At 41.1% G+C, this 26,608-nt stretch carries 29 protein-coding genes; 26 read left to right on the plus strand and 3 right to left on the minus strand.

Features of this window, described 5'->3' with window-relative positions:
• Window positions 1-75: 75 nt before the first annotated feature.
• The 23 genes from aroA (at window position 76) to TZ97_RS03170 (ending at window position 21,769) form a co-directional block, all read left to right on the plus strand.
• The gene (aroA, locus tag TZ97_RS03065; RefSeq protein ID WP_045759336.1) at window positions 76-1,359 is read left to right on the plus strand and encodes a 3-phosphoshikimate 1-carboxyvinyltransferase; all 1,284 of its coding nucleotides are present in this window, start codon (window positions 76-78) and stop codon (window positions 1,357-1,359) included.
• Window positions 1,352-1,837, plus strand: coding sequence for a shikimate kinase (locus TZ97_RS03070; RefSeq protein ID WP_045759337.1), 486 nt, complete (start codon window positions 1,352-1,354; stop codon window positions 1,835-1,837). The genes aroA and TZ97_RS03070 overlap by 8 nt, the downstream gene beginning before the upstream one ends.
• Window positions 1,828-2,682, plus strand: coding sequence for a prephenate dehydratase (gene pheA / locus TZ97_RS03075; protein WP_045759338.1), 855 nt, complete (start codon window positions 1,828-1,830; stop codon window positions 2,680-2,682). Before TZ97_RS03070 ends, pheA begins: the two co-directional genes overlap by 10 nt.
• The gene (locus tag TZ97_RS03080; protein ID WP_045759339.1) at window positions 2,679-3,992 is read left to right on the plus strand and encodes an LCP family protein; all 1,314 of its coding nucleotides are present in this window, start codon (window positions 2,679-2,681) and stop codon (window positions 3,990-3,992) included. The genes pheA and TZ97_RS03080 overlap by 4 nt, the downstream gene beginning before the upstream one ends.
• Before the next feature lie 62 nt (window positions 3,993-4,054).
• On the plus strand, window positions 4,055-5,413 hold the full coding sequence (gene rlmD, locus TZ97_RS03085) for a 23S rRNA (uracil(1939)-C(5))-methyltransferase RlmD (RefSeq protein ID WP_045759340.1): 1,359 nt from the start codon (window positions 4,055-4,057) through the stop codon (window positions 5,411-5,413).
• 424 nt (window positions 5,414-5,837) lie between these two features.
• Entirely contained in the window at window positions 5,838-6,266 is a 429-nt protein-coding gene (aac(6'), locus tag TZ97_RS03090; RefSeq protein ID WP_045759341.1) for an aminoglycoside 6'-N-acetyltransferase, read from the plus strand.
• Window positions 6,267-6,396: 130 nt separating this feature from the next.
• Entirely contained in the window at window positions 6,397-7,275 is an 879-nt protein-coding gene (locus TZ97_RS03095; RefSeq protein ID WP_045759342.1) for an aminoglycoside phosphotransferase family protein, read from the plus strand.
• A gap of 131 nt (window positions 7,276-7,406) precedes the next feature.
• Entirely contained in the window at window positions 7,407-8,192 is a 786-nt protein-coding gene (locus TZ97_RS03100) for an alpha/beta fold hydrolase (RefSeq protein ID WP_045759343.1), read from the plus strand.
• 21 nt (window positions 8,193-8,213) lie between these two features.
• On the plus strand, window positions 8,214-9,071 hold the full coding sequence (locus tag TZ97_RS03105; RefSeq protein ID WP_045759344.1) for an ADP-ribosylglycohydrolase family protein: 858 nt from the start codon (window positions 8,214-8,216) through the stop codon (window positions 9,069-9,071).
• A 17-nt stretch (window positions 9,072-9,088) separates the two neighbouring features.
• The gene (locus TZ97_RS03110) at window positions 9,089-9,526 is read left to right on the plus strand and encodes a hypothetical protein (RefSeq protein ID WP_045759345.1); all 438 of its coding nucleotides are present in this window, start codon (window positions 9,089-9,091) and stop codon (window positions 9,524-9,526) included.
• A 19-nt stretch (window positions 9,527-9,545) separates the two neighbouring features.
• Window positions 9,546-9,986, plus strand: a complete 441-nt coding sequence (locus tag TZ97_RS03115) for a GNAT family N-acetyltransferase (RefSeq protein ID WP_045759346.1) — start codon at window positions 9,546-9,548, stop codon at window positions 9,984-9,986.
• 186 nt (window positions 9,987-10,172) lie between these two features.
• Complete coding sequence (locus TZ97_RS03120) at window positions 10,173-11,192, plus strand: DNA/RNA non-specific endonuclease (RefSeq protein WP_045759347.1); 1,020 nt, start codon at window positions 10,173-10,175, stop codon at window positions 11,190-11,192.
• Between the two features lie 119 nt (window positions 11,193-11,311).
• Window positions 11,312-11,488 (plus strand): hypothetical protein, encoded by a 177-nt coding sequence (locus tag TZ97_RS10810; protein WP_003017298.1) that lies wholly within the window; start codon window positions 11,312-11,314, stop codon window positions 11,486-11,488.
• Window positions 11,488-12,099 (plus strand): Fic/DOC family protein, encoded by a 612-nt coding sequence (locus TZ97_RS03125; protein ID WP_045759348.1) that lies wholly within the window; start codon window positions 11,488-11,490, stop codon window positions 12,097-12,099. Before TZ97_RS10810 ends, TZ97_RS03125 begins: the two co-directional genes overlap by 1 nt.
• 252 nt (window positions 12,100-12,351) lie before the next feature.
• Window positions 12,352-14,109 carry a glycoside hydrolase family 13 protein gene (locus tag TZ97_RS03130; RefSeq protein WP_045759349.1) on the plus strand — a complete coding sequence of 586 codons (1,758 nt, stop codon included), beginning with the start codon at window positions 12,352-12,354 and terminating at the stop codon, window positions 14,107-14,109.
• 110 nt (window positions 14,110-14,219) lie between these two features.
• On the plus strand, window positions 14,220-14,531 hold the full coding sequence (locus TZ97_RS03135; RefSeq protein ID WP_003003574.1) for a hypothetical protein: 312 nt from the start codon (window positions 14,220-14,222) through the stop codon (window positions 14,529-14,531).
• 201 nt (window positions 14,532-14,732) lie between these two features.
• A complete protein-coding gene (locus TZ97_RS03140; protein WP_045759350.1) occupies window positions 14,733-15,467 on the plus strand; it encodes an Ltp family lipoprotein in 735 nt (244 codons plus the stop codon).
• Between the two features lie 201 nt (window positions 15,468-15,668).
• Complete coding sequence (locus tag TZ97_RS03145) at window positions 15,669-16,556, plus strand: DUF4300 family protein (RefSeq protein WP_045759351.1); 888 nt, start codon at window positions 15,669-15,671, stop codon at window positions 16,554-16,556.
• A 3-nt stretch (window positions 16,557-16,559) separates the two neighbouring features.
• Window positions 16,560-16,973 carry a hypothetical protein gene (locus TZ97_RS03150; RefSeq protein WP_045759352.1) on the plus strand — a complete coding sequence of 138 codons (414 nt, stop codon included), beginning with the start codon at window positions 16,560-16,562 and terminating at the stop codon, window positions 16,971-16,973.
• A gap of 266 nt (window positions 16,974-17,239) precedes the next feature.
• Window positions 17,240-17,995, plus strand: coding sequence for a CPBP family intramembrane glutamic endopeptidase (locus tag TZ97_RS03155; RefSeq protein ID WP_045759353.1), 756 nt, complete (start codon window positions 17,240-17,242; stop codon window positions 17,993-17,995).
• A gap of 158 nt (window positions 17,996-18,153) precedes the next feature.
• Complete coding sequence (locus TZ97_RS03160; protein ID WP_045759354.1) at window positions 18,154-18,825, plus strand: ankyrin repeat domain-containing protein; 672 nt, start codon at window positions 18,154-18,156, stop codon at window positions 18,823-18,825.
• A 185-nt stretch (window positions 18,826-19,010) separates the two neighbouring features.
• Window positions 19,011-20,522: a glycerol kinase GlpK gene (glpK, locus tag TZ97_RS03165; protein ID WP_045759355.1), complete on the plus strand. Its 1,512-nt coding sequence runs from the start codon at window positions 19,011-19,013 to the stop codon at window positions 20,520-20,522.
• A 482-nt stretch (window positions 20,523-21,004) separates the two neighbouring features.
• Window positions 21,005-21,769 carry a (S)-acetoin forming diacetyl reductase gene (locus TZ97_RS03170; RefSeq protein ID WP_045759356.1) on the plus strand — a complete coding sequence of 255 codons (765 nt, stop codon included), beginning with the start codon at window positions 21,005-21,007 and terminating at the stop codon, window positions 21,767-21,769.
• A gap of 114 nt (window positions 21,770-21,883) precedes the next feature.
• Here the strand turns inward: TZ97_RS03170 and TZ97_RS03175 are convergent, their stop codons facing one another.
• From TZ97_RS03175 to TZ97_RS03185, 3 genes are all read right to left on the minus strand, one after another.
• Window positions 21,884-22,126, minus strand: a complete 243-nt coding sequence (locus TZ97_RS03175) for a type B 50S ribosomal protein L31 (RefSeq protein WP_003016441.1) — start codon at window positions 22,124-22,126, stop codon at window positions 21,884-21,886.
• A 161-nt stretch (window positions 22,127-22,287) separates the two neighbouring features.
• Window positions 22,288-22,851 (minus strand): DUF5336 domain-containing protein, encoded by a 564-nt coding sequence (locus TZ97_RS03180; protein WP_045759357.1) that lies wholly within the window; start codon window positions 22,849-22,851, stop codon window positions 22,288-22,290.
• Window positions 22,852-22,881: 30 nt separating this feature from the next.
• Window positions 22,882-23,826: a DHH family phosphoesterase gene (locus TZ97_RS03185; RefSeq protein WP_045759358.1), complete on the minus strand. Its 945-nt coding sequence runs from the start codon at window positions 23,824-23,826 to the stop codon at window positions 22,882-22,884.
• 148 nt (window positions 23,827-23,974) lie between these two features.
• On the opposite strand from TZ97_RS03185, the gene TZ97_RS03190 reads away from it, so the two are divergent.
• Genes TZ97_RS03190 through TZ97_RS03200 form a run of 3 tightly spaced genes read left to right on the plus strand, consistent with a single transcriptional unit; the run spans window position 23,975 to window position 26,563 of the window.
• Entirely contained in the window at window positions 23,975-24,244 is a 270-nt protein-coding gene (locus TZ97_RS03190) for a TIGR04197 family type VII secretion effector (RefSeq protein ID WP_045759359.1), read from the plus strand.
• Window positions 24,245-24,261: 17 nt separating this feature from the next.
• A complete protein-coding gene (locus tag TZ97_RS03195; protein WP_045759360.1) occupies window positions 24,262-24,621 on the plus strand; it encodes a DUF3958 family protein in 360 nt (119 codons plus the stop codon).
• On the plus strand, window positions 24,611-26,563 hold the full coding sequence (locus TZ97_RS03200; protein ID WP_045759361.1) for a DUF3114 domain-containing protein: 1,953 nt from the start codon (window positions 24,611-24,613) through the stop codon (window positions 26,561-26,563). Before TZ97_RS03195 ends, TZ97_RS03200 begins: the two co-directional genes overlap by 11 nt.
• Window positions 26,564-26,608: the final 45 nt, after the last annotated feature.

Below are 26,608 nucleotides of genomic sequence, written 5' to 3' on the forward strand. Positions count from 1 at the left end.
CCAAATTTTTGATCAAAAATTGAATTCATGTCCTATTTATGATAGAATATGTGGAAAAGCACTCTGGAGATGGCAATGAAATTAAGAACCAATAGCAAGGGTCTAAAGGGAACCATTCGAGTCCCTGGTGACAAATCCATCAGTCACCGATCCATTATTTTTGGAAGTCTTGCAAAGGGCGAAACTAAGGTCTATGATATCTTGCGAGGCGAAGATGTGCTTTCTACCATCCAGGTGTTTCGAGACTTGGGAGTTTCTATCCAAGATGATGGGGATGTGATTCGGATTCAAGGAGTAGGCTTTCAAGGTCTTCAAGCTCCGACGGTTCCCCTTGATATGGGCAATTCAGGAACGTCTATTCGTTTGATCTCAGGTGTACTAGCAGGTCAGGATTTTGCAGTGACCATGGTTGGAGACGACAGCCTTTCCAAACGGCCCATGGATCGTGTCGCGATTCCACTGCGTCAGATGGGGGTAGAGATTGCTGGTCAGGGAGAGCGCGATTGCCCACCTTTACATGAAAAAGGGACCCATCAGCTTCAACCCATTCATTACCGTTTGCCAGTGGCATCGGCTCAAGTCAAGTCTGCTCTCATTTTTGCGGCTTTACAGGCTGAGGGTGAATCGACGATTATCGAGAAGGAAAAGACGCGTGACCATACGGAGGATATGATTCGCCAATTTGGTGGAGAGATCCAAGTGGATGGAAAAACTATCCGCATCCAAGGTGGACAAGAGTTCCAAGGTCAAGAAGTCATCGTTCCTGGAGATATTTCCAGTGCAGCCTTTTGGTTAGTGGCCGGCCTTATTCTTCCAGATAGTGTGATCAAGATTGAAAATGTGGGTATCAACCAAACGCGGACAGGGATTCTCGATGTGATTCAAGAAATGGGGGGAGATCTCACCATTGAGGATCGCGATGAAAAAGCGGTCTCTGCGAGCCTCACTGTCAAGACTTCGTCCTTAAAAGGGATTCAGATTGATGGGGAGTTGATTCCACGCTTGATTGATGAATTGCCTATTATTGCTTTATTAGCGACACAAGCAAATGGTCAGACCGTGATTGCGGATGCTGAGGAGCTTCGTGTGAAAGAAACGGACCGCATCCAGGTCGTAGCAGATAGTCTCAATGCTATGGGAGCCAATGTCGTGCCAACGGAAGACGGCATGATCATCACTGGACCGACTCCTCTACATGGAGCAGACTTAGAGACTTTTGGAGATCACCGGATTGGGATGATGGCTGCCATTGCTGCCTTATTGGTGAAAGATGGAAATGTGGTGCTGGATCGGTCAGAGGCCATTAACACCAGTTACCCTAGTTTTTTTGAAGATTTGGAGATCTTACTGCATGGCTAAAATTTTACTTGGTTTTATGGGAACAGGTAAAACGACCGTTGGTCGCATTCTTGATCCAAAGTTCCATGATATGGATGAATTAATTGTTGAAGAGATCGGTATGTCAATCAATGACTATTTCGCAGTGGAAGGAGAAGCTGCCTTTCGTCGTCGCGAGGCTGAAATGCTGGAGCGTTTGTTGGAAAACGAGGCAGCCATCATCTCCCCTGGAGGCGGGATTGTCGTCAATGCTCATAACCGTGCCCTCTTGGAAAAAAATCCTCACAACATTTATTTGCGGGTAGATTTTGAAACCTTGTACAGCCGCATTCAAAATGATAAAGCCATGCAACGCCCCCTCTTTTTAAACCACACCAAAGAAGAATTCAAGAAGATTTTTGATGGTCGTTTGCCTTTGTATGAGGATATTGCTACCCATATTGTGGATGTTGAGGACAAAACACCTGAAGAAATTGCGGAGATCATTCGATGCTTGTAGGCTATCTTGGTCCCAAGGGATCTTTTACCCATGATGTGGCCACTCATAGCTTTCCAACTTCTGAACGCATCGCCTATCGGACGATCACAGATGTCATCAAGGCTTATGAGAATCAAGAGATCGATTTTGCAGTTGTCCCTGTTGAAAACTCGATTGAAGGCAGTGTCCATGAGACCATTGATTACCTCTTTCATCAAGGGACCATTCAGGCCGTTGCAGAAGTGGTCTATCCCATCAAGCAACAGCTCTTGGTGGCTAAAAAAGACCGCCCCATTCGAACGGTCTATTCGCATCCACAGGCCTTGGCTCAAGGGAAGGCTTTTCTAAGAGCTCATTATCCAGATGTGGCCATGGAAATGACGGCTTCAACAGCTTATGCGGCTCGCTATGTGGCAGAGCATCCAGACTTGGAAATTGCAGCGATTGCTCCTCTGGCAGCAGCCAGTGAGTACGGCTTGGAAGTCCAGGCCAAAGACATCCAAGAAATCGAGGACAATTATACACGCTTTTGGATTTTAGGGGCAACAGAGCCAGCGATCTCAGAAACTTTAAGTCCAGCCCTTCAAAAAGTTAGCTTGGCCTTGACCTTACCAAGTAACTTGGCAGGAGCCCTCTATAAGGGCTTGTCTACTTTTGCTTGGCGGGGGATCAATTTAACCAAGATTGAAAGTCGCCCCCTAAAAACAGCTTTAGGAGAATACTTTTTCATTATTGACCTCCTAAACGAAGCGCCTGATCTTCTGCAATTTGCCTATCAAGAATTAGACAGTTTGGGCATTCAGACAAAAGTCTTGGGTCAGTATCAGGTCTATACCTTAAAAGATAACGGAATGGAGAAAAGATGAGTAACGAATCCAACTTTCTATCTCACCACGAGCGAAAGCGATTAGAGTACTTATACTCAAATTTTCATTATTTAAATGAACGAGAACAACTAGAATACAATTACCTGCTCAAGAAGAGCCAAGGAGCTTATGAGGAAGCAGAAGCCCTTCAACCTGAGGTAGACGCTACAGAAGAAGTGCAAGGAGAGATTGCTGAACCGATTGGGGATCTCCCTGTTTACCAATCACGTAGCAAAAAGTCTAAGAAGAAAGCAGTTGCTGCGACGAGCGATATACCTAAGAAACCACGGAAAAAAATTCGCGTCAAGCGGATTCTCAAGTGGATTGCTCTCTTTTTCTTGCTCATTATCGGTGGCATGGTCTTCATGTTTGTGAAAGGCTTGAACAGTAAGCCGACAGGTCCAGATGCCAAACCGGCTGTCGTTGAGAAATTTAACGGCAAGAAGTCGCGAGATGGGGTCAATATCCTGATCTTGGGGACAGATGGTCGGATCGGTGAGAAGTCAGATGAGACCCGGACAGACTCCATCATGGTGGTCAATGTCAATAACAAAGAAGGCAAGATCAAGATGGTCAGCTTCATGCGGGACACACTGGTCCATATCGATGGTGTCAGCCAGCAAAATATTCCTGAATATGATGGCTACTACGACCAGAAGCTCAATACTGCCTTCACCATCGGGGAGCAAAATAACAACCAAGGGGCTGAATTGGTGCGTCAGATGCTCAAAGACAACTTTGACATTGACATCCAATATTACGCCATGGTCGATTTCAAGACTTTTGCGACAGCAATCGATACCCTCTTCCCGAATGGGGTCGAGATGAATGCGCAGTTTTCAACGGTTGATGGCGAAAAGGTCAGTGAAGTAGAAGTACCAGATGATTTGAACATGAAAGACGGTGTCGTTCCGCAGCAAACCATCAAGGTTGGAAAACAACGGATGGATGGCCGGACCCTTCTCAATTACTCGCGTTTCCGTAAGGATGATGAAGGAGACTTTGGTCGGACCCGTCGCCAGCAAGAGGTCATGTCCGCTATCATGCATCAGATCAAGGATCCAACCAAACTCTTTACGGGATCAGAAGCCCTAGGGAAAGTCTTTGCTATGACGTCTACCAATGTTCCTTTCTCTTTCCTATTGACCAATGGACTTGGACTAGTCGGAAGTGCTGGAAAAGGAATTGAACGAGTGACCATCCCAGAAAATGGGGATTGGGTCGATTCCTACGATATGTACGGTGGCCAAGGCCTGCTGGTCGATTTTGACGCTTATAAAAAGAAATTGTACCAAATGGGACTGAGATGATATAATAAGGGGATGGGAGTTTTGGACTCCACCCCTTTTAATTTGTAGAAAGATAGAAAACGATGTTAAAGAAAAATGAAATTGTAACGGTTGAGATTGTCGATTTGACACACGAAGGAGCAGGAGTGGCTAAGGTCGATGGCCTGGTCTTTTTTGTGGAGAATGCCCTGCCAGGAGAAGTCATCCGCATGCGCGTGCTCAAGGTCAACAAGAAGATCGGCTACGGAAAAGTAGAGGAGTACTTGGAAAAATCACCTCACCGCAATGAAGAGCTAGACCTAGCTTACTTGCGAAGCGGCATTGCCGATTTGGGGCACCTGGCTTATCCGGAGCAGCTGAAATTCAAGGCCAAACAGGTCAAGGATAGCCTCTACAAGATGGCAGGAATCTCTGATATCGACGTACCCCTGACCTTGGGGATGGACCATCCTGTCCAGTATCGCAACAAGGCTCAGGTTCCTGTCCGTCGTGTCAATGGTCAGGTAGAGACAGGCTTCTTTCGGAAGAACTCTCATGATTTGATGCCGATCGAAGACTTCTATATCCAAGATCCAGTCATTGACCAAGTGGTCTTGGCTCTTCGAGATTTGATTCGTCGGTTTGACCTTAAGCCTTATGATGAAAAAGAAAGATCTGGCTTGATCCGCAATCTGGTGGTCCGCCGAGGTCATCATTCAGGAGAAATCATGGTCATTTTGGTGACCACTCGTCCTAAGGTGTTCCGTGTGGACCAGTTGATCGAGCAGTTGATCAAGCAATTCCCAGCTATCAAATCTGTTATGCAAAATATCAATGACCAGAATACAAATGCCATTTTTGGAAAAGAATGGCGTACTCTTTATGGTCAAGACTATATTACCGACCAAATGTTGGGCAATAGCTTCCAAATCTCTGGACCAGCCTTTTACCAGGTCAATACCGAAATGGCAGAGAAGCTCTATCAGACAGCTATTGACTTTGCAGAGCTAAGAGCAGAGGATGTCGTGATTGATGCCTACTCAGGAATTGGGACCATAGGCTTATCAGTTGCCAAGCATGTCAAGGAAGTCTATGGAGTTGAGGTCATCCCAGAAGCAGTGGAGAATAGCCAGAAGAATGCTAGCTTAAACGGTATCACCAATGCCCACTATGTCTGTGACACAGCTGAAAATGCTATGAAGAATTGGCTCAAGGAAGGCATCCAACCAACTGCTATCCTAGTCGACCCACCACGCAAGGGCTTGACCGAAAGCTTCATCAAAGCAAGTGCCCAAACAGGCGCTGACCGCATCGCCTATATCTCCTGTAACGTCGCCACCATGGCGCGTGATATCAAACTCTACCAAGAGTTGGGCTATGAATTGAAGAAAGTACAGCCGGTGGATCTTTTTCCGCAGACGCATCATGTGGAGTGTGTGAGCTTGTTGGTAAAACACAGTTAATCCTCAAAAGGTTCAGTGAACCTTTTGAGTCCCACAAACGCACCATGTCGAGTGTGTGAGCTTGTTAGTGAAACGCAGTTAATCCTCAAAAGGTTCACTGAACCTTTTGAGTCCCGCAAACGCACCATGTTGAGGCGGTATGACTACTTGTACGAGCTAGATAGTAGCGAAGTAGAAGTAGATGATCTGCCCATGGGACAAGGTGAGACCGAAGGTCGAGAAGGTGCCCTGGAGTATAGCTGTCGTAGAGTAAGGAGTTTACGACGAAATGATACGGTAAGTCCGAACCGCTGAGTGTGTGACTCTACTCTTCCGATCTGAGACAGCGAAAAGTAGAAGGGTATGGTATTGGTATCAATCAATGAGTAACAAAGTAACAGCATGATTCGAAACATTTGCTTGTAATTTGCGGAGGAACATCAATATGGATGGAATAACAAAAGATTCTATAAAAACGGCTGAACTAATGAAACAATTATGGCCCCAATTGACAGATAAAGAAGCTATTGATGAAGTAAAAAAATATACGAATGGCAAAAATACTGCAATCTTTACTGAAGTTGAAGGTGACACAATTGTAGGGTTAGCACTATGTTCACTCAGATTTGATTATGTTGAAGGTTGTAAATATAGTCCTGTTGGATTCTTAGAAGGAATTATTGTCGACGAGGAATATCGTTTAAAGGATATTGCTAAAAATCTCTGTGCAAAATGTGAGGAATGGGCGAAAAATAAAGGATGTAAGGAATTTGCAAGTGACTGTACTTTAACGAATACGGATTCTATAAGATTTCATCTCAATATTGGATTTCAGGAGGCAAATAGAATTATTCATTTTAAGAAAAAATTATAATTTCGAAACGAGAATAAACTTGTTTAAACTTTATGTATCTTTAGAAAGTGTGAAAGAATGGACGGACTACGAATTACTTTTCATTAGTTAAGAATATAGTAATGTTGTAAAGTTAATCGAGGAGTTATTGGTGGATTATAGTAGTAAGATAGCTATAAATAAAGGCTGGTCAGATGATAAAAAATATTGTGTGACAGATCAAAAACAGCAAAAATATTTCTTGCGTGTTTCTGATAAGGAGAAGTTAGATTCTAAAAAATTTGAATTTGATATGATGGAGAAAGTTGCTTCTCTTGGAGTTCCGATGTGTAAACCGATTAGCATAGAACTCTGCGATGACGAAGTACATTCTTTACACGAATGGATTGGCGGAAAAGATGCTCGAGAAACCATTTTAACTGTTTCGAAAGAACAACAATACACATACGGTGTAGAAGCAGGAAGAATCCTTCAAAAAATTCATTCACTCCCTGTTACAGAAGTTCGTGAAGATTGGGAGGTCTTTTATAATCGAAAAATTGATGATAAAATCTCCAAATACAAAGAATGTCCCGTTCAATATGAAAATGGTCAGATCTTTATTGATTTTTTAAATGCAAATCGAGAATTGTTAAAAGATAGACCTCAGGTTTTCCAACATGGAGATTATCATATAGGAAATTTCATGATTGGTGAAGATCGTAAAATTTATGTCATTGACTTTGATCGATTTGATCTTGGAGATCCTTGGGAGGAATTCAATCGTATTGTTTGGTCTGCTCAAGTCTCTCCCTCTTTTGCGTCTGGTATGATAGATGGATATTTTGATCATAAGATTCCGGATTTATTTTGGAAGCTTCTCGCTATCTATATTCTAAATAACTTAGTTGGATCACTTCCTTGGGCTGTACCATACGGAGTTGAAGAAATATCAGTAATGCAACATCAAGCTAAGGAAATTTTAGAATGGTATGATGATATGAAGCAAATCATTCCTAGTTGGTATTCGAACAAGAATAAGACTGAATAATATAAATGTTGGAATATCAATTTGGGGCAATATGCCACTTTTGTTTGCTCAAATTCAAACACATCTAACTATTTTTAATACAAATGATTTTTATCACTACAGGTTGGAGTGGTACTGTAAGGAGTTTAAATATGAAATTCCATGAATTTGGTGATAGGAATTTGCCTCCTATCTTACTGATACATGGCGGTGGCAGTTCTTGGTGGAATTATCTTCGTCAAGCGCGGATCTTATCAAAAGACTACCGTGTTATTCTACCCACTTTGAATGGCCACGGCGAAGAATATCACATCGATTATGTTTCTACTGAAGATTCTGCTTTGGAGATCCTAGACTATATCAAAGCAAACTGTGGTGGGAAGTTGTTTGCGATCGGTGGCGTTTCGCTCGGAGGTCAAATTGCCATGGAGCTTTTGTCATTAGACAGCGAGATAGCTGATAAGGCCATCATAGATGGAAGCCTCTGTATTCCACAACCAAGGTTAGCTAAAATCAGCATCTTTCTAGTGGCTTTGTTTGGTAAACTGATGTTCAGTAAATTCTCTTGCAAACTTCAATTAAGCATGATGGACAAACTCTATCCTAAACTGGCTTATCCAGAGGAGATAAAAACATATTATTTGGAGGATCTGCCAAGGACGCCTATCAAAACATTGGTGACCATTTACAAAACTTATATGGGGCGTTACAAGCTGAAGGATACGATTTCTGCTAGTAAGGCCCAGGTACTGTATATCTACGGTGAAAAAGAATTGAACTGTGTGAAAGCATCGGCAAAATTATTTCAGCAGCTACATCCCAACACGATCCTGTATGAAGCAAAGGGCTATAACCATGGCTATTTATCAGCTTACCTGCCTCAAGAGTGGATTGATTTGGTTGAGCCATTTTTAAAGAGTGATCCATTGGAAATCTGATATGCTGTAAGGAGGAATCTTATGCTAGGAGCAATAGTAGGAGATATTGTTGGTTCTGTTTATGAATGGGACAATATAAAAACCAAGGACTTTCCTTTATTTCGTGAGGATTGTTTTTTCACAGATGACACAGTTATGACCTGTGCTGTTGCTGAAGCCATCATGAACGGTGGTCAGAAGGATGACTTTATTGATGCCATGAAGAAATATGGCAGAATGTATCCCGATGCTGGGTACGGGCCTAGGTTTAATACATGGATTCAAAGCAATGATTGCTCCCCTTATAATAGCTTTGGCAATGGCTCTGCCATGCGTGTTTCTCCATGTGCTTGGGTCATGGATTGTAGTTTCTGTGCCAGAACAGGAGCTTGGCCGTCCAGAAGAGCTCTTGCACGACTTTCTGCAGAAGTGACTCATAACCATCCAGAGGGGGTCAAGGGAGCTATGGCGACGTCTGATGTTATCTTTCTGTGTCGTTATTACTTTGGAGGTTACAGTGGTGACTATGGAAAACCGATCAACGATAACCCTACAAAGTGCAAGAGACTCATCAAGGAATACATAGAGCAAGAGTACGGATATAACCTTTCTCAAACACTAGATGAAATTCGTCCTACTTATCGTTTCAATGAAACCTGTCAGGATACGGTACCTCAAGCCATCATTGCTTTTCTTGAAAGTACAGATTTTGAAGATGCGATTCGAAATGCCATCTCTCTTGGTGGGGATAGTGATACTCTTGCTGCCATCACAGGGAGTATAGCAGAAGCAGCTTATGGAATCCCTGACTGGATTAAGGATAAGGCCTATACCTATCTTGATGAGCCTTTAAAAGATGTGCTTAGACGATGGGAAACTGAAGTGTTTGTCAAAAGATAAAATGAATGAGGACCCACATGTTAAAATCAAATAAGCTGATTATTTTTTTAATTTCCCTACCTTTTCTGATGGTTATTATTTTCTATTCTCTTAGTGAGCATCCTGGATATAGTGATGATGGGAATTTCGTCAGAAATCATGAGGCTGCTATTAAGAGTGAGATCATCGCACACTTAGCTCAGGAAAAGCAAGACATAAAATCTGTGACGCTCTTACCAAATACTGCTAGAGGAGAGTATGATAATGGTGGTGATGTGAGCGGACATTATCATATCTATTTTACAGCCTACGTCGATCATAATCGCGAGCGAACGATAAGCGTAGAACTATTCTTCCCAGATGCCAGCATTCCCCCATTTACCTTGTTTCCTCCCAACCCTTATAAAGACAAAGGCAAAAAGATGTCCAATTGGTTGATGGGGAATATTGAAGTATCGGAAGAAACCTCTAAATAGAAATATGAAATGAGTAAGTATGAATAGAATAGTAGACGATCAGATAACGCTTATTCCTTATTATAGGAATGATGACATCTCCCTTCTTTGGTATCAAGATAGTGAGATTTGCAAACAAGTGGATAACACTGATCAGATTTACGATGTAACAAAACTTCATAAAATGTATGATTACCTAACTTCACATGGTTCTTGCTATTATATCCAATATGAGGGAGTGTTAGTTGGAGATGTGACTCTTCAAGATCATTCAGAGCTTTCTATAGTGATCAGCAAAGAGTATCAGAATTTACAGATCGGAAGACGGTGTATTTCTGAAATGATACAGTTGGCCAAAGAGAAAAAAATGGTTAAGGTAACTGCTCAAATTTATCCTTTTAATACTCAAAGTCAAAGAATGTTTTTGGCTTTGGGTTTTCAGAAAGTAGATGAAGAGTGGTATGAATATAAGTTGATTTAGGAAAGGTGTAGATAATTTTATGTATTAAAATAATAGTCCGTATTTTATACACTAAAGAATATTAAAGTGAGAATAAACTCATTATAAAATCTAATTGAAATAGGAGAATAAATTGCCTATCTTCTATGTCTGTAACCGCTTTTTTCTGCTATAATATCACTAGATAGAAATGTGGGAGTTTCAATCATGGTTACAAAACGGTTTTTGAAAAATGTTATTGTTGCGATCGTCTCGGTTTTTATGTCCTTGGCTTTTGTTCAAGGGGTTCAAGCCCAGCAAACGGGCCTCGATTACCAGAGTCTTCATCTACTGCCTTTTAATGGCAGTAAGCAGCTTGTACTGGGGGATTTTGATCATTTAGGTCGTGCGACCTCAGCTCATATTCAGCTGCAGGACAAGGATGAGCCAAAGAAAAAAAGAGAACCACGTCTCAGCTATAATCCGGTTGGCTGGCACAATTATAAGATTGCTTATGGAAACAAGGGAAAGAAGGCCTGGTTGTTCCATAGAGGGCATTTGATCGGCTATCAGTTTAGTGGTCTGACCAATGAAGGGAAAAATCTGGTTCCTCTAACTGCCTGGACCAATACGGGGAATTATAAAGGAACAGCGGATAGTAATGTGGAGGGCATGCTCTACTACGAGAAACGACTCGATAGCTGGCTTGCTACCCACCCCAATTATTGGCTGGACTACAAGGTGACTCCGATCTATACTGGAGATGAATTAATTCCTCGGCAGGTGACCTTGCAATATGTAGGAATTGATCGAGATGGCAACCTTTTACCTATCCATCTAAGTAGTCCCAAAGAGTCGGTAGATGCTTATGGGATCACCACCGTGACCTTGGACAACTACTCTAAGAATGCGACCATTGACTATCTGAAGGGGACCGCGACTCCATCCTTGGTGCCGACAGAGCCAAGTAGTCAAGCACAACCTTCAAGTACGCCTGTAGAGACGCAACCAAGTCAAGCCCCTCAACCGAGTCAGCCAGCAGTGCCTGCACAGCCCGTTCAACCTGTAGAGCCTGCAGCACCAACTCCTCAACTAGCTCCAGTTGTTTATGTGGCCAGAAATGGGAGTGCGGATGTCTATTGGTACTCACTAGATAATATGCCTCGCAATACTAATTTTTCTAAGGTTGTTCAAATGTCGGAAGAGCAAGCGCTGAGTCTTGGAAAGCGGCATACAAGTAAGGAATGAGTATAAGTTATTTTGATAATGAGAAAGCCCAATTGTTGGGCTTTTTGTTGTAGGGTAAGTACTAAATAGGAGAACTAAAATGATTGAAATATGCTATAATAATAGGACGGAGGTAGAATATGACCTTAGATGTAGATAAAGAAAAAATGATGATTATGGGTGTGATTTTTGACAACAAAAAGGTTTTTAAGAGCGTCTGGTTTGCTCTGAGCACCAATATGATTGAAGGATGGCATCCCACGGTAGAAGATGTGGAGCGACTGAGAGAAGAGGCAGTTGCATTAGGAGTTGGATAATGGTCAGAAAAATATATGATGGGTATGATTATATAGACCCTGATAATTTATACACCTATCCCCATTCATCTGTTCTCATAAATAAATTTAATGAGAAAAATGATAATAAAGCACGAGAATTAGAATATCGTTTAGTAGCAAGTCAAAGTTTAAAACTGTTTATTAATCCAATTGAAGTAAATACTGTTTCAGATATTTTAAAGATTCATAAGTTTCTTTTTGAAGGAATGTATACTTGGGCAGGTCAATACCGTCAAGTAAATATCTCTAAAAGTGGAAATGCTTTTATGCCAGTTCAGTCTTTTGATATGGCAGAAAAATTTTTAAATACCTTGCTTTCAAACTATTTACTTAACGCAAAAAATAAAATTGAGATTTGTAAAAGTTTAGCTGAGATATTAGATAATCTAAATTATTTTCACCCATTTCGAGAAGGAAATGGTCGTACTCAACGAGAAGTTATCCGTTCTTTAGCTTTGATGAAAGGCTATGAATGTGAAATTTCAATTGGTTTAGATGATGATATCTATCACTTATATATGGATGGAACAGTTTATGGAGATACTAGTAAGCTCGAACAACTGTTCAATAAACTATTAACAGAAATATAGATCTGTAGTATATTTTAGTAGGAAACAGTATAAAGTGATGCTTATAAGGTAAAGTCATTGCTTCAACAAAAATCTTTAAGCCCAATCGCTGGGCTTTTTGTGTAGCATTACAATCTTAAAAAGTTAGAGGTCTAAAATTTTTTCAAGATCTTGCAAACCTTTTTCTAAAGTTGTATACTAGAGTGAGTTTTGTGTAATCGTTTGCATAAAACAGTGAATGATGAAAAGAGAGTATAGTAGGAGACGAGACAGATGGAATTAACAGCGATTTACCACCGGCCTGAATCGGAGTATGCCTATCTTTATAAGGATGGCCAGCTCCATATTCGCATCCGGACCAAGAAAGAGGATATCAAACGGATTGTCTTGCACTATGGGGATCCTTTTATTTTTATAGAGGATCTATATGAGGCGACCAAGGAAATGGACAAGGTGACGACCGATGACCTCTTTGATTATTGGCAAGTATCGGTATCTGTTGGCCATGCCCGGATCCAGTACCTCTTTGAATTAGAGGATAGAGCGGGAGAGAAGATCTTGTACGGGGACCGGGGTGTGGCAGCCTACACCAAGGAGAACCTGGACTTCGTCATGAACGGTTTTAAGCTTCCTTTTATCCATGAGATTGATGGTTGTGCTGTTCCGGATTGGGTGGCTCAGACGGTTTGGTATCAGATTTTTCCTGAGCGCTTTGCCAATGGGAATCCAGCCATCTCGCCAGAAGGCGTCCGTCCTTGGGATGCCTCTATTGCTCCTCAAATCTTGGATTTCTTTGGTGGAGATTTGCAGGGGATCATTGATCACTTGGACTACTTGCAGGAGTTAGGAATTACAGGTCTCTACCTTTGCCCGATTTTTGAATCACAGAGCAACCACAAATACGACACCATAGATTACTTTAAAATCGATCAACATTTTGGTGATAAGGAAACCTTCCGCCAGTTGGTGAAAGAGGCTCACGCGCGTGGGATGAAGATCATGCTGGATGCCGTCTTCAACCATATTGGCTATGATTCACCCCAATGGCAGGATGTGGTCAAACACGGGGAGGATTCGATTTACAAGGACTGGTTCCATATCAAAGAGTTCCCTGTCTCCTCAGAAAATCTGTGGAATAGTCGCGACTTGTCTTACCATGCTTTTGCCTTTGCAGGCTATATGCCCAAGCTCAATACGGCTAATCCAGAGGTGAAGGCCTATCTTTTGAAGGTTGCGACATACTGGATTGAAGAGTTTGATATTGATGCTTGGCGACTGGATGTGGCTAATGAAATCGACCATCAATTCTGGCGGGATTTCCGTAAGGCGGTCTTAGCCAAGAAGCCGGATCTCTATATTCTCGGAGAAATCTGGCATTCGTCCCAACCATGGCTCAAGGGCGATGAGTTCCATGCAGTGATGAACTACCCCCTCTCTGAAAGTATCAAGGATTATTTTCTGCGGGGGCATAAGGAGACCCAACGCTTCATTTGGGAGATCAATAGCCAGTCTATGTACTACAGGCAGCAGATCTCTGAGGTTATGTTTAACCTCTTAGACTCGCATGATACAGAGCGTATCCTGACGACGGCTAAAGGCGATCTCCAGTCTGTCAAGTCTGCCCTCGCCTTCCTCTATCTGCAACGCGGAACGCCCTGTATCTATTATGGAACAGAGCTAGCCCTCATTGGTGGTCCAGACCCAGATTGTCGTCGTGTCATGCCTTGGGAGCGCGTGTCAGCGGACAATGATATGCTGAACTTTATGAAGGATTTGATCCAGCTACGAAAAGAAGTGGCAGAGTTGATCCAGCATGGTAAAGTGGGTCTGAAAGAAGTAGAGCCGGATGTGGTGTCAGTAGAATGGCAGCATGAAGGCCACATTCTCAAAGCCTACTTTAACCACTCCAAGAAAAACGTTGTCCTAGAAAGAGAACAAGCAGATCTGATCAGCCATGGAAGAATTTCTGATGATCGATTGATCATTCAGCCAAATGGATTTGTTATTTATAGAGAAGAGCTAAACGTATAAAACTATTTCTAATGGACGCATTTGTGTGCTATTTTCCGAAATCCTTTAGTTGTACATTCCCCTCCATAGGTGTATAATGTGTCCTTAGATAAACAAATGAGGAGTTTACTATGGAATTGAAAGATTTTACAGAAAAAGAACAAGAACAAATCAAGCAAGGATTGAGCACGGCTGAGCTTTCTGATAAGGAAGCAGCGAAGAAATTGCTTGCTCTTGTACCGCAAGAATGGATTAAACGCATTCCTTTCTTTGTCAGAGGGCATGCGACGACTAAGACAGTTGAGCGTGTAGCCAAACAATACCCTGAACTCTATGCCGTGGCGAAACGTCAAGGGGACCTTCCTGAAAAAGAAGGAGAAGAGCTCCGCAAGATTATGACAGCTATCTTTGAAGAAAAGATGAACAAACACAAGATTAAATAAGATTTTATAATACTTTGTCATTTTTTATTTCACATAGAATGAGTGATTGCAGTTGAAATGCAGTCACTTTTTTATTTACTAGCCATAGAGACTTTTACACTAGTAAATAAAAATGAACAATATTTCATGATATAATACTAATGAAAGCAGTTCCAGAGGGATGAAAATTTCATTGGAGAAAAACAAGTAAAGGTAGTCATGATGAAAAAGTTTTTGATATTTATTTTTACAATTTTTGGATTATTTGCAGGAATGCTAGCTCTTATAGTAATTGATTATGAAATAAATTATAATAAATGGATAAATTCGCGTTCAGGATCACAGTTGACTAATCCTGAACAAAAATACTCTTCTTCAAGTGATGGAAATAAGGATGATTTTGAATCATCAAAACAAGAATACGCTTCTTCAAGTGACAAAAAAAATAAGGATGATTTAGAATCATTAATGAATATGTTTAAGAAAAGAGTTTATCCTTTACCTTTACTAGATGCAGAATATACAAGTGCATATGCAACAGCTAAAGAATTTTTAAAGAAATCTCCTTTATCGATGCAGCAAATTAAAAATGATCTTACTAAGAATGACAGGTATTCAGAAGATGCTTCCCTGTATGCTATCGATAAGCTTAATATAGACTGGAAAGAGCAAGCACTTTTAAAAGCAAAATCATATCAAATGTATCATTATTCAAAAGAAAAGTTAGTTGATCAACTTATAAAATTTGATCTATTTACTCAAGAAGAGGCTGATTATGCTGTGGAGCAAGGTCATTTTGATTGGAAAGAGGAAGCTGTTAAAGCAGTGGAATCTTTTGGAAGCGGTGGCAACTATTCGAAAGAAAGATTATTAGAAAAACTTGTTGAAATAAGAAAGTTTACTCAAGAGGAAGCGGAGTACGCAATAGAACATGCCAAAATAGATTGGTCTGATTAAACGATAATTTTAATTTTGATTTTTGTAACATATTAAAGAGCTGGACAGTCTGCCAGCTCTTTTTTGTTACTTATAAACTTTTCTCATTTCGTAAAAAATAGTTGGAGCAAAGCTAGTTTTAAACTATAATAGAGGAAAAGGATTATCGATATGAAAAATTTATAGAACAAACATTTTAATCAATAGAGAAGGAACCAGTTTATGAAACCATCTAAAAAATTCATGCTCCTTACTAGCTGTGCCTTGGCGATCTTTGCTTTAGTGGCTTGTAGTAGCAACCAAAAGCAATACAAGGAAAAGCAGGCAAGTTCCACTGTGCAGAAATCTAGTTCAGATAAGGAGCGCTACAAGGGAAGCTACAGCAACCTCAACAGCAAGGCAAGTGTCGAAGAAGTCCGGACTCTTTTGTCTGCTTATTTGGATAAGGACAGTGTAGATAAATTTCTAGGTCTAGTAACGGACTACGATAGCATTGTCGGCTCTGTTGGCTTAACGGGTGACTTCAGCAAGTTCAAGAAAACAGACTACAATGTTGAGAAGATCAGTGACTTGTGGACCAAGAAAAAGGGCGATTTCGTCGGGACCAACTGCCGGATCAATAGCTATACTCTTCTGAAGAATCGCATAGAGATTCCTAAGATGAAAGCGGATAGTGAACTTTTATTCGTGGATAATGATGCCATTGACAAAGGGAAGATCTTCGATGAGGCAGACAAGGAAGCCTTTAACATTCTGTATTCACGGGTTTTGACAGAGGCGACAACAGATGTCAAAGTCCATGCCAAGAAGATGGAAGAGTATTTTTCTCATTTCAAGTTCAATGAAAATGCGCGCATGCTTTCCGTTATCGTTCATGATAACCTAGATGGAAATAGCCTTTTTGTCGGGCACGTCGGTGTCTTGGTTCCTGCCAAGGACGGCTATCTCTTTGTCGAAAAGCTGACCTTTGAAGAGCCCTATCAAGCCATCAAGTTTGCGACCAAGGAAGATGTCTACAAATACTTGGAGACCAAGTACCAAGATTACACGGGCGAAGGTCTGGCTAAGCCCTTTATCATGGACAATGAAAAATGGGTTGAGATGAAGTAGAGGATGAAAGACAGCGTGTTAGAATTTAGAAAGATAATGGAGTATGCTCCGATTCTATTTGTGCTAGTTTTCTTGCTCGTTTTCAGTCTTCTCCTTTTCCTGAGAAGAAGGGCAATCGCGAGGCGTAGTAGTGGTCCCTTCTTTGCTCCTTTCCATATTAGCCTTGGAATCTTCTATATCCATGTCGCTCTGTGTTTCAGTCGGCGAATGATCCCACTGAAAGAGATCAAGCAAATCACCTATGCAATTTTTCGTGGACGATCTGGTGGCGGGGCTCGCTATGCTTTTTATATCGAGCTTAGAAATGGAAAGACTATTCCCTTCTTTTTTGGAAAAAGCAAGCGGAATGAAGAGCTGGTGGAGAAGCTAAAACGAAATGCAGGTAGGTATGGGTTTAAGGTAGATCATTTGCCATAGAATACAAACATATGTAGAAAACAAAACGAGTATTATATCCTTAAAAACGATGGTGAGCAATTCTAGGAAAGAATATATTCATTATCGGCCTTGTATCATAAAACGCAAAATTTATGGATCTGTGTCATGACTCATGCCTGTATTAATTCCTTGTCTCAGATGATAGTGAATGAAGATGGATGGCTATCTATCATCAGTAAAATTCTTATAATTAGTTTAGCAATTATGATTGCAAGAAAGAAGTATATAACTGTAAAGGAGGAAAAATGAGCAAATTTATTTCAAAACAATCAGTCGCTATCTGGTATGCACTGACTGCCCTCCTTGATACTTTTATAGTGGGGCAAGTGATCCTTTGGTGTTTCCCAGATGGGACTAGTATGGGTGCCTCGCTATTGTTTATTCTAATGAACTGTATTCCCATGATAGTGGCTGCTGTTTTTTCTCTTGTGTTGAGTGAAATCAACTCCTTGGGAGAATTTTTCAAAAAGGTCTTTCTTCAAAAAGAAAGTTCCCTGTCCTGGATCCTAGCATTCTTCATCCCCATCATCTATTATGGGATTTCCATCCTGCTTATGAACGTTCGCTTTACTGGGAACTCCCTCTTGGCCTTCTTCCTTTATTTCCCATGGACCTTATTATATGGCGGTCTGGAAGAAGTCGGTTGGCGTTGGTTTTTACAAGATCATCTTTCCTTTAGTAAGCACTTTATACCTAAAATGATGGTTCTTTCCATTGTCTGGTTCCTCTGGCATATTCCTATTTATCAACTCCCTTGGATTACTGCAGGTTCGTCCAACTATCTCATCTTTTACCTGATGATTTTAGGTAATACCTTCCTATTTGGAGCGCTCAAGGAGTATTCAAAAGGAGCTGTTCCTTGTATCCTCGCTCATATGTTGATCGATAGTCTAGCTGTCCTCATGCTGGTACAGAGCTCTCTTCCTCAGATTATCCTTCTGGTTAGTTTCGAAATTCTAGTATCCTCTTGGCTGGTGGCTGCACGAAAATCAGAGAAATAGAGTTGTACCTCTTTCGGTGGGAGTCCGTCATCTTTACCCTTTAGGACTTCAATGTAGAGTCCATAAAATGGTATAATCAGTTTAACGAAGATGCTAGAGATAGGACCAAAGTATCAACACAGTGTCATTCTTATCTATAATGAGAGAGGGGGAAGACTATGCAAAAAACCTTTCAGTTGTTGCGAAGAGGAGATATAGAGGGAGTCCGTCAGATATTGGATAAAAAGCCTGAAGAAGTCAATGCTGTTTCGGGTGACAAACCCAAAAGAGATCAGGGACAGTCGCTCCTACAAGTCGCTATCAAATCGGGACATTTAGATATTGCAGACTTACTTATTGATAGAGGAGCAGATCTTAACTTTATTGAAGAGCCGACAGAGCTGAATCCATTTTGTCAACCAGTCCTCCAAACAGCGGGTGGACGAGCTGTATTTGACTGCCGGCGCATGATCAAACGCTGGAATGGTCAATATGAGATGTATTCGTCTAAGGAAAAGGCTGACCAGTCTTTCAAGGTTTTTGAGAAAATGTTGGAACTTGGGGCCGATATTTCTCAGAAAGACAGCCATGGTGGGACTTTGTTGCAAACTATTTTAATTGAAACCAAGGAAGTTCTGCCATCTTATTATTGGAAAACAAAAGAAACAAGCGATAATGTCCTCATAACGGATGAATTGCGTCATGATTTAAATCGTATTTATGATCTATTAATTCGTTACGGTGTGACTGCGGACGAAATAGCGGTCTATCAGAAGATTCCTCTCAAAGAACTTTACCAAGACAGTCCGACCATGGAGTTCTTAAATCGGTTAGATCAGAGCAGATCTTGATAAGCATTTGAATACTAGTTTGAAGAGCCTCAGGGCTCTTTTCATTTGATCTGATAGAGCTAGAAGCAGTAGAAAATTTTAGACCGGATTTTCTTTAAAAAATGGATACAAATCCATGATGAAATAGAGTATACTAGTTTGTGTAAGACCAATATTTTTAAGTACCTAATTCAGGAGGGCAGTTTATGTCACAAGAAACTACTTACATCATGGCGATTGACCAAGGAACCACTAGTTCACGGGCTATCATTTTTAACAAAAAAGGCGAACAAGTTAGCTCTAGTCAAAAGGAATTCACTCAGATTTTTCCACAGGCTGGTTGGGTGGAGCACAATGCCAATGAGATTTGGAACTCGGTTCAGTCGGTGATCGCTGAGGTCTTTATCGAAAGTGGCATCAAGCCCAATCAAATAGAGGCGATCGGCATTACCAATCAACGGGAAACGACAGTTGTTTGGGATAAGAACACGGGGCTTCCTATTTACAATGCCATTGTCTGGCAATCACGGCAAACTGCTCCACTGGCTGAAGAGCTCAAAAACCAAGGCTATGTAGAAACCTTCCATCAAAAGACAGGTTTAGTCATTGATGCCTACTTTTCAGCGACTAAAGTTCGTTGGATCTTGGACCATGTTGATGGGGCGCAAGAAAGAGCTGAAAAAGGAGAATTGCTCTTTGGAACCATTGATACTTGGCTAGTCTGGAAGTTGACGGATGGAGCTGCCCACGTGACAGACTATTCCAATGCAGCCCGTACCATGCTTTACAATATCAAGGAACTGAAATGGGACGATGAAATCTTAGAAATCCTCAACATTCCTAAAGCCATGCTTCCTGAGGTGCGGTCAAACTCTGAAATCTATGGCAAGACAGCGCCTTTCCATTTCTACGGTGGACAAGTGCCGATTGCAGGAATGGCGGGGGACCAGCAGGCTGCTCTCTTTGGTCAATTAGCCTTTGAACCTGGTATGGTCAAGAATACTTATGGAACTGGATCCTTCATCATTATGAATACGGGTGAGGAGATGCAGTTATCAGAAAATAACTTGCTGACGACGATTGGTTATGGGATTAATGGTAAGGTCTACTATGCCCTTGAAGGATCTATCTTTATCGCTGGAAGTGCCATTCAATGGCTTCGTGACGGTCTGCGTATGATCGATCATTCACCTGAATCCGAGGCCTATGCTCTGAAGTCCCAGAACCAGGATGAAATCTATGTGGTCCCTGCCTTTACGGGTCTTGGAGCACCATATTGGAATCAAGAGGCGCGTGGTTCTGTCTTTGGGCTTACCAGGGGAACAACCAAGGAAGACTTTATCAAGGCAACCCTTCAATCCATTGCCTATCAAGTACGCGATATTATCGACACCATGCAGGTAGATGCCAAGACTCCTATCCCTGTCCTAAAAGTAGACGGAGGAGCAGCGAAAAATGATTATTTAATGCAGTTTCAGGCAGATATTCTTGGAATTTCGATTGCTCGCGCGAAAAACTTGGAAACAACGGCTTTAGGAGCAGCCTTCCTAGCAGGTCTGACCGTAGGCTATTGGAAGGACTTGGAAGAATTAAAATCTCTTCATGGAGCAGCCCAAATCTTTGAACCCAAGATGAATGAATCCCGAAAGGAAGAGCTATACAAGGGGTGGAAGAAAGCAGTCAAAGCCACTCAAGTATTTGCGGAGTCTGATGACTAAAGGGATCAATCAAACGAATAGTTTATGAGAGAGAGTGGGACAGAAATCGGTAATTCGTTAGAATTCGATTTCGTCGTCCCACCTCCGCACAGTTGAGTAGGGCTTTAAAAGCTGATGAAATCAGCGTAATAGAGCCCACTCAACCACTGCGTCTTGCTCGACAATTCAAAGACAATTGAGAGGCTAGGACTTTTGTCCCACTCTCTTTTTATGTATCTTTCAGAATAGGACAGTTATCTATTTTGGTTAAAAGCCATATTCTATTTCACGTTCCAGTTCATTTATCACTAAATAAAAATATCATATAAATAAACTATTTTTTTGAAAAAATAGGCTAGAGATTGAAATATTTTTCACAAAAGAGTATACTGTTAGCATAGTTTTGGAAGGAACTGATGATAGATTCACCCAAAACTAGTTGTCAACCCTTGCTGTTCTTCTATGAACGTTTGCTGGTATCGTTGATACCAAGGAGGAATCATATGTCTAAAGTAGCTATTGTCACAGGTGCTGGTCAAGGAATCGGTTTTGCAATCGCAAAACGTTTGGTGCAAGATGGCTTCAAGGTCGGAGTATTGGACTACAATGCTGAAACAGCTGAAAAAGCAGTTGCTGAGTTATCAGCAGATAATGCTTTTGCAGTCGTAGCTGATGTGTCTAAACAAGAAGAAGTGGCTGCAGCTTTCCAAAAAGTTGTGGATCATTTCGGAGACTTAAACGTCGTCGTTAACAACGCTGGTGTTGCGCCAACTACACCACTTGATACAATTACTGAAGAACAATTTACACGTACATTTGCTATTAATGTTGGTGGTGTGATTTGGGGTGCACAAGCAGCTCAAGCTCAGTTCAAAGCACTAGGTCATGGCGGAAAAATCATCAATGCAACTTCACAAGCAGGTGTTGTAGGTAACCCTAACTTGACTGTCTATGGTGGTACTAAGTTTGCAGTTCGTGGGATTACGCAAACTTTGGCACGTGACTTGGCTGATTCAGGAATCACTGTCAATGCTTATGCACCAGGTATCGTTAAGACTCCAATGATGTTTGACATTGCTCATGAAGTAGGTAAGAACGCGGGCAAAGACGACGAATGGGGTATGCAAACATTCGCTAAAGATATCACTTTGAAACGTCTTTCAGAACCAGAAGATGTAGCAGCAGCAGTCAGCTTCCTTGCTGGACCAGATTCAAACTACATCACAGGACAAACCATTATCGTAGATGGTGGAATGCAGTTCCATTAAGATGAAAAAAGAGGTTGGGATCAACATCCTAACCTCTTATTTTGTACATTCACAATAAAAGAAACAGAGATCAAAAAAACCACTCCCGAAAGGGAAGTGGTTCTGTGTTGGTTCTTATTTGAGACCGTATTTTTTGTTGAAACGATCCACACGTCCATCTGCTTGAGTGAACTTTTGACGTCCAGTGTAGAATGGGTGTGAGTCTGATGAAATTTCAACACGGATCAATGGGTAAGTTTCACCTTCGAATTCAACTGTTTCGCTAGAGTACTTAGTTGAACCGCTGAGGAACTTGTAACCAGTAGTAGTGTCCATGAAGACAACGGGGCGATATTCTGGATGGATATCTTTTTTCATTTTGCAATATTTCCTTTCTGCCATGGTCTCTTTCCGAGCCATAGATTGTTACTAAGCTAGTTTACCAAATTTCCAGGATCTTGACAAGTATTTTCACTAATTTTATTTAAAATAATGATCAAAAAAATCACCCTGGAAGGACCAAGGTGATGATGATCATATTATTGTTCAGATTGATTTGAATCTTTTGGTGCTTCAACTGGTTGGTCAGCTTGTCCTTCAGTGTGTTCGTGTGATTCTTTTTTGATTTCATCTACAGCAGTTTTTACAGTAGAAGTTGTCACACGTCCAACAGATTGGGCAAATCCTTTACCTGATTCAGCAAGTTCTTCGAATGTTCCTTTAGTGATTTTACCACCTGACATCGCCAAGAGACCAGTCACAACAATAGCGATAGATGCGATCAAAGCAAGGATCAAACCAAAGCCAATTGAAACGCCATAACCATTGAAGTCAACAGCGTACTTGTTCACACCGAAGACATCGATCAATGTTACGATAGTTGAGAGAGCTCCTGCTACGATAACACCAATTGCAAAACCTTTTGGTAGTGAAGATTTTACATCGTTCAAGCAAGCAAGGACAATCGCAACGACTGCGAAGATAATAACAAACCATCCATCTCCGCGAAGGCCATTCCAGGTGTATGAACCAAAATTTCCAGCATTAAGGTTTGCCCATGGCAAGAAAGAGCTAAGAATCGCTACCGCAAATGAAAACCCCATTACCAAGATAAAAAGGCTGAGAAACCGTTCTCAGCCTTCGTTTGTGCGTGCCACTTCTTGTAGCTCTTGGTAGATTTGGTCGTTTTCTTCGAGGGAGTAGGAGTTAGCTCCACTAGCTAGTGGATGGCCACCACCATTATGACGTTTGGCAATTTCGTTAATCACTTTTCGTTTGCTACGCATCCGGACACGGAAGTGACCGTCGGCCTGCTCGACAAAGATGGCCCAAACAGATACGGTATCGATGCGTCCAGGGGCTCCGACAATTGCAGCAGTCTCTGAATCCCGTAGATCGAATTTCTTCAAGAGCTCTTGTGTCAAGGTCACACGCGCAGCACCATGTTCATCGATCTCAAGATGGTCATAGACATAGCCTTGAAGCTTAGCGGTTTTGAGATTGATCGTATCCATCTGACGAGCAAGTGCTGTAAAATCAAAGGGAATGCTTCGAAGAGTTGCAGCGATCTCAAAGGTCCGAGTCGAAGTAGCAGGATAAAGGAAGCGACCTGTATCGCCGACAATCCCAGCATACAGGAGACGAGCAGCACTCACAGGAAGTTCAAGATCCAATTCCTTAGCAAAAAGTGCGATTAACTCACTGGTAGAGCTTGAGTCTGTATCAACCCAGAGCAGATCGCCATATGCATCGTCATTTGGATGGTGGTCGATCTTGATCAGGAAATCACCAGTCATATAGCGTTTGTCATCGATTCGGGGAGTATTGGCCGTATCACAGACAATCACCAAAGCTCCAGCATAGTCCTCATCCTTGACTTCATCCATTTCAGCAAGCCAAGTCAAGGTCGGTTCATCATAGCCAGTTGCCAAAACCCGCTTTTGAGGGAAGTGCGCACTCAGGAGATCCCGCAAGCCCACCTGGCTACCAATCGCATCCGGATCCGGATTCTGATGACGGTGGATAATAATCGTGTCATAAGCTTGAATTTTTTCAAGAATTTCATTCATTACGTTCATACATTACCTCATTTTCTCTGTCAATTTTAACATAAGAAAGGCCCATCAAGCAAGCATTTATCACTAATTAGGAGCTGTGGAAGCGGTTTTACATAAGTTCAATATTTTGGTAGAATGGATGAATAGATTTAGTATGGGAGGGACTAGGATGATCGAAATTAAAAGTAATGCTGATACGGCACAAGAGTTAGCAGCTTCTTTAAAAAGTAGTGGGGATGCACTTTCGGGAGTTGCATCAGCTTCAAAAGATGAACAAACCAAATTATCTGGTAATGATGCGGCCCATCAAGCCATTGATACTGCTAAAACCAAAGTAGAAGAAATTGCAGCAGCGATTGAGTCAATTGGGACCAACCTGCAAAGCGTTTCAACTGGATTTACAGTAGTGGATGAAGCGGCTGCAGCGAGCATTCAATAGCTTGAAAGAGTAGGAAGATGAATCACGATCAACAACTATCGGAATTAAGAATACAAGAAGACCAACTTTCCCAAAAAGAAAGAGAAATTGTAAGAGAAAAAAGAAATCTGGAAGATGAGTTGAACCGCTTTGAGGGCTATAGCTCTGATGCGCACCGTTATTTATGGGATGCATTTGAATCCTATCCTTCCTCTAGAAATTTTTTTGACCAACTTCAAGAGGGATTTCTTCATGAATCACGAAAAATTTCAAATAGTTATTTAGAAGAGCTGGATGAATTAGCTATTCAAAAAAGAAAAGTCGAAGATGATTTAAATGATATCTATCATGAACGGAAAAAATTAATGATTGAAAAGGAGTGTGACGATGGGAATTGAAGTTTATCGCGGTAGTTTGGATAGCCAAGCTAGTAGCACAGGGACGATGATTGAGCAACAATTGAAAGCTTATGAATCACTAGAAACATCATTAACTCAAATAGAAAATTCTGCCTCGCGCTTGTCTGGCCAAGCTTACGACTCTTTTAGAAGCTTTGTGACAAGTGTTGTCCAGCCATTGAAGGAGGCCGGAGTAGCTTTAGCAGAAGCTACACAAGAAAGTGTGAAGAAGCTTCCAGCATCCTATCGCTCGGAGGTGGCTGACGAGGACTTACAGGAAGAAAAGTTGGTTTCTGATATTGAACAGTGTGATCGGATGATTGCTATCTTTCATGCAGAGATCAATGAAATTGCTGCTAGTAAATCGACTAGTGCTGGAGATTTTCAAAGGTTGCAGAGATTACAGAGGATTCAAGGCTTAAACGTATTAGAAAGTATTTTTAAAGCTACTAAAAATAAACTACAAGAAAAATTAAATAAACTCAGAGCGTTTAATGCATCATCGCCAAGTATCTTCTGGGAAATTGATGTCTTAGCCCAAGCTATTCAAATAGCTGTCAATCAAATTAACGTAGCGTGGAATCCAAATACTGGAATGTATTCTATTCCAAAGGATTTATCCTGGTCTGATCTCGTAAATGAAACGATTAAGAATAAAGAGTTTGAAAATGAATATTTGCCAACGAAACCAAAGGATGTATCAGCGTTCGAATATAACCAATTTCTCACGGGATTACGTGAACAATCAGTGAACCTTAAAGAAATAGATGGTTGGGATAAGGATGCCATCAAAGGTTATGTCAAAGGCGTTTCAAAAAGAACAGCAGATATCAAGACAGGTAGCGAGTTAAATGCAAGGAGAGATGCTTTATATGCGGAAACCAAGGAGATTGGATCTGATATTTATACAGAGATGTATGCTAGTAGTAAACTTGATTCGAAAGCAAAAATAGAACTTGTTCTTAAGCAATTAGGTGCAGAAACGGATGGTAATCAGTTTATGCATTTGACAAGCAAGACTCATAAAATTTCAGAGAACCTACCACCACACGGTGATTTCAACATGTATTTCAGACGTGATGTTGTAAAAGCATTCGGTGATAAACATCTTAATTCATTGAAAGATAAAAAACTTACTGATGAAGAACGCAATAATGAACTAAAGAAAATTAGTCAAAAAGAAATTGCATTGCGGCAGCAAGTCCATTTCTTCCGTTATTACTTGGATCGTCAAGCAATTTACTATATTCGCAGTCACTACGAAGGCGCAAATGATTACGAAAAACTGTTAGCATATGGTAAAGAAAATAATATTGAATTTGATTACACAACCGGCTCTAACTACCATAACCGCTTTAATCCAAAATATGGCTTTAAACGTCCGTATAATATGAAAGTTCAAGTCCCTCAGGGCAATTCAGCTAAAGGAAAAGATTTGAACAATGCCCGGATGGTGGAGTTTATTGTGAATTTGGATACCGGCGAGTTTGATAGCCAATGGGATGCCTATGACAAGCACAAACTAGCAAATGGTCGTTATGATTCCGATCCAGATCATTATTCTAAAGATGAATTAAGGGAAATTGCCAATACAGAATCATTCAACTATGGACCTTCAAAAGGTCAAAATTCAGATGTTACTAAGTTTTACGAAGGTAAACATGGAATGCTCGATGTGGATGGTACTCCCGAGCCAGCTACTAGAGCTAGAGCTAAAGAGTTATTCCGTTATGAAGATGATTTTGATAAAAAAGATGAAAAGACTGGACATAAAGGTCAATTTGTGGATATTGTAAGGAAAGGGAACCAAGATTATGAAACATGGCAACGAAATACAAAAGGAATGTCAGAAGAAGAAAAAGTGGAAGAGTATAATAAATTTAAGAATACCGTTGGTAATAATAATAGGGGCTATGATGCTTATTCTTCTAAGTCTAAGTAGTTGCAGTAACAATCAACCGGCATTGAATATTTTAAATAGACAGCG

It is taken from the genome of Streptococcus parasanguinis, assembly GCF_000963275.1.
GTDB classification, from domain to species: Bacteria; Bacillota; Bacilli; order Lactobacillales; family Streptococcaceae; genus Streptococcus; species Streptococcus parasanguinis_B.

Bases quoted from the DNA above. Each gene is read 5' to 3' on its own strand.
- aroA (WP_045759336.1), top strand. From the start codon at position 76: ATGAAATTAAGAACCAATAGCAAGGGTCTAAAGGGAACCATTCGAGTC.
- TZ97_RS03070 (WP_045759337.1), top strand. From the start codon at position 1,352: ATGGCTAAAATTTTACTTGGTTTTATGGGAACAGGTAAAACGACCGTT.
- pheA (WP_045759338.1), top strand. From the start codon at position 1,828: ATGCTTGTAGGCTATCTTGGTCCCAAGGGATCTTTTACCCATGATGTG.
- TZ97_RS03080 (WP_045759339.1), top strand. From the start codon at position 2,679: ATGAGTAACGAATCCAACTTTCTATCTCACCACGAGCGAAAGCGATTA.
- rlmD (WP_045759340.1), top strand. From the start codon at position 4,055: ATGTTAAAGAAAAATGAAATTGTAACGGTTGAGATTGTCGATTTGACA.
- TZ97_RS03100 (WP_045759343.1), top strand. From the start codon at position 7,407: ATGAAATTCCATGAATTTGGTGATAGGAATTTGCCTCCTATCTTACTG.
- TZ97_RS03105 (WP_045759344.1), top strand. From the start codon at position 8,214: ATGCTAGGAGCAATAGTAGGAGATATTGTTGGTTCTGTTTATGAATGG.
- TZ97_RS03110 (WP_045759345.1), top strand. From the start codon at position 9,089: ATGTTAAAATCAAATAAGCTGATTATTTTTTTAATTTCCCTACCTTTT.
- TZ97_RS03115 (WP_045759346.1), top strand. From the start codon at position 9,546: ATGAATAGAATAGTAGACGATCAGATAACGCTTATTCCTTATTATAGG.
- TZ97_RS03120 (WP_045759347.1), top strand. From the start codon at position 10,173: ATGGTTACAAAACGGTTTTTGAAAAATGTTATTGTTGCGATCGTCTCG.
- TZ97_RS10810 (WP_003017298.1), top strand. From the start codon at position 11,312: ATGACCTTAGATGTAGATAAAGAAAAAATGATGATTATGGGTGTGATT.
- TZ97_RS03125 (WP_045759348.1), top strand. From the start codon at position 11,488: ATGGTCAGAAAAATATATGATGGGTATGATTATATAGACCCTGATAAT.
- TZ97_RS03130 (WP_045759349.1), top strand. From the start codon at position 12,352: ATGGAATTAACAGCGATTTACCACCGGCCTGAATCGGAGTATGCCTAT.
- TZ97_RS03135 (WP_003003574.1), top strand. From the start codon at position 14,220: ATGGAATTGAAAGATTTTACAGAAAAAGAACAAGAACAAATCAAGCAA.
- TZ97_RS03140 (WP_045759350.1), top strand. From the start codon at position 14,733: ATGAAAAAGTTTTTGATATTTATTTTTACAATTTTTGGATTATTTGCA.
- TZ97_RS03145 (WP_045759351.1), top strand. From the start codon at position 15,669: ATGAAACCATCTAAAAAATTCATGCTCCTTACTAGCTGTGCCTTGGCG.
- TZ97_RS03150 (WP_045759352.1), top strand. From the start codon at position 16,560: ATGAAAGACAGCGTGTTAGAATTTAGAAAGATAATGGAGTATGCTCCG.
- TZ97_RS03155 (WP_045759353.1), top strand. From the start codon at position 17,240: ATGAGCAAATTTATTTCAAAACAATCAGTCGCTATCTGGTATGCACTG.
- TZ97_RS03160 (WP_045759354.1), top strand. From the start codon at position 18,154: ATGCAAAAAACCTTTCAGTTGTTGCGAAGAGGAGATATAGAGGGAGTC.
- glpK (WP_045759355.1), top strand. From the start codon at position 19,011: ATGTCACAAGAAACTACTTACATCATGGCGATTGACCAAGGAACCACT.
- TZ97_RS03170 (WP_045759356.1), top strand. From the start codon at position 21,005: ATGTCTAAAGTAGCTATTGTCACAGGTGCTGGTCAAGGAATCGGTTTT.
- TZ97_RS03175 (WP_003016441.1), bottom strand. From the start codon at position 22,126: ATGAAAAAAGATATCCATCCAGAATATCGCCCCGTTGTCTTCATGGAC.
- TZ97_RS03180 (WP_045759357.1), bottom strand. From the start codon at position 22,851: ATGGGGTTTTCATTTGCGGTAGCGATTCTTAGCTCTTTCTTGCCATGG.
- TZ97_RS03185 (WP_045759358.1), bottom strand. From the start codon at position 23,826: ATGAACGTAATGAATGAAATTCTTGAAAAAATTCAAGCTTATGACACG.
- TZ97_RS03190 (WP_045759359.1), top strand. From the start codon at position 23,975: ATGATCGAAATTAAAAGTAATGCTGATACGGCACAAGAGTTAGCAGCT.
- TZ97_RS03195 (WP_045759360.1), top strand. From the start codon at position 24,262: ATGAATCACGATCAACAACTATCGGAATTAAGAATACAAGAAGACCAA.
- TZ97_RS03200 (WP_045759361.1), top strand. From the start codon at position 24,611: ATGGGAATTGAAGTTTATCGCGGTAGTTTGGATAGCCAAGCTAGTAGC.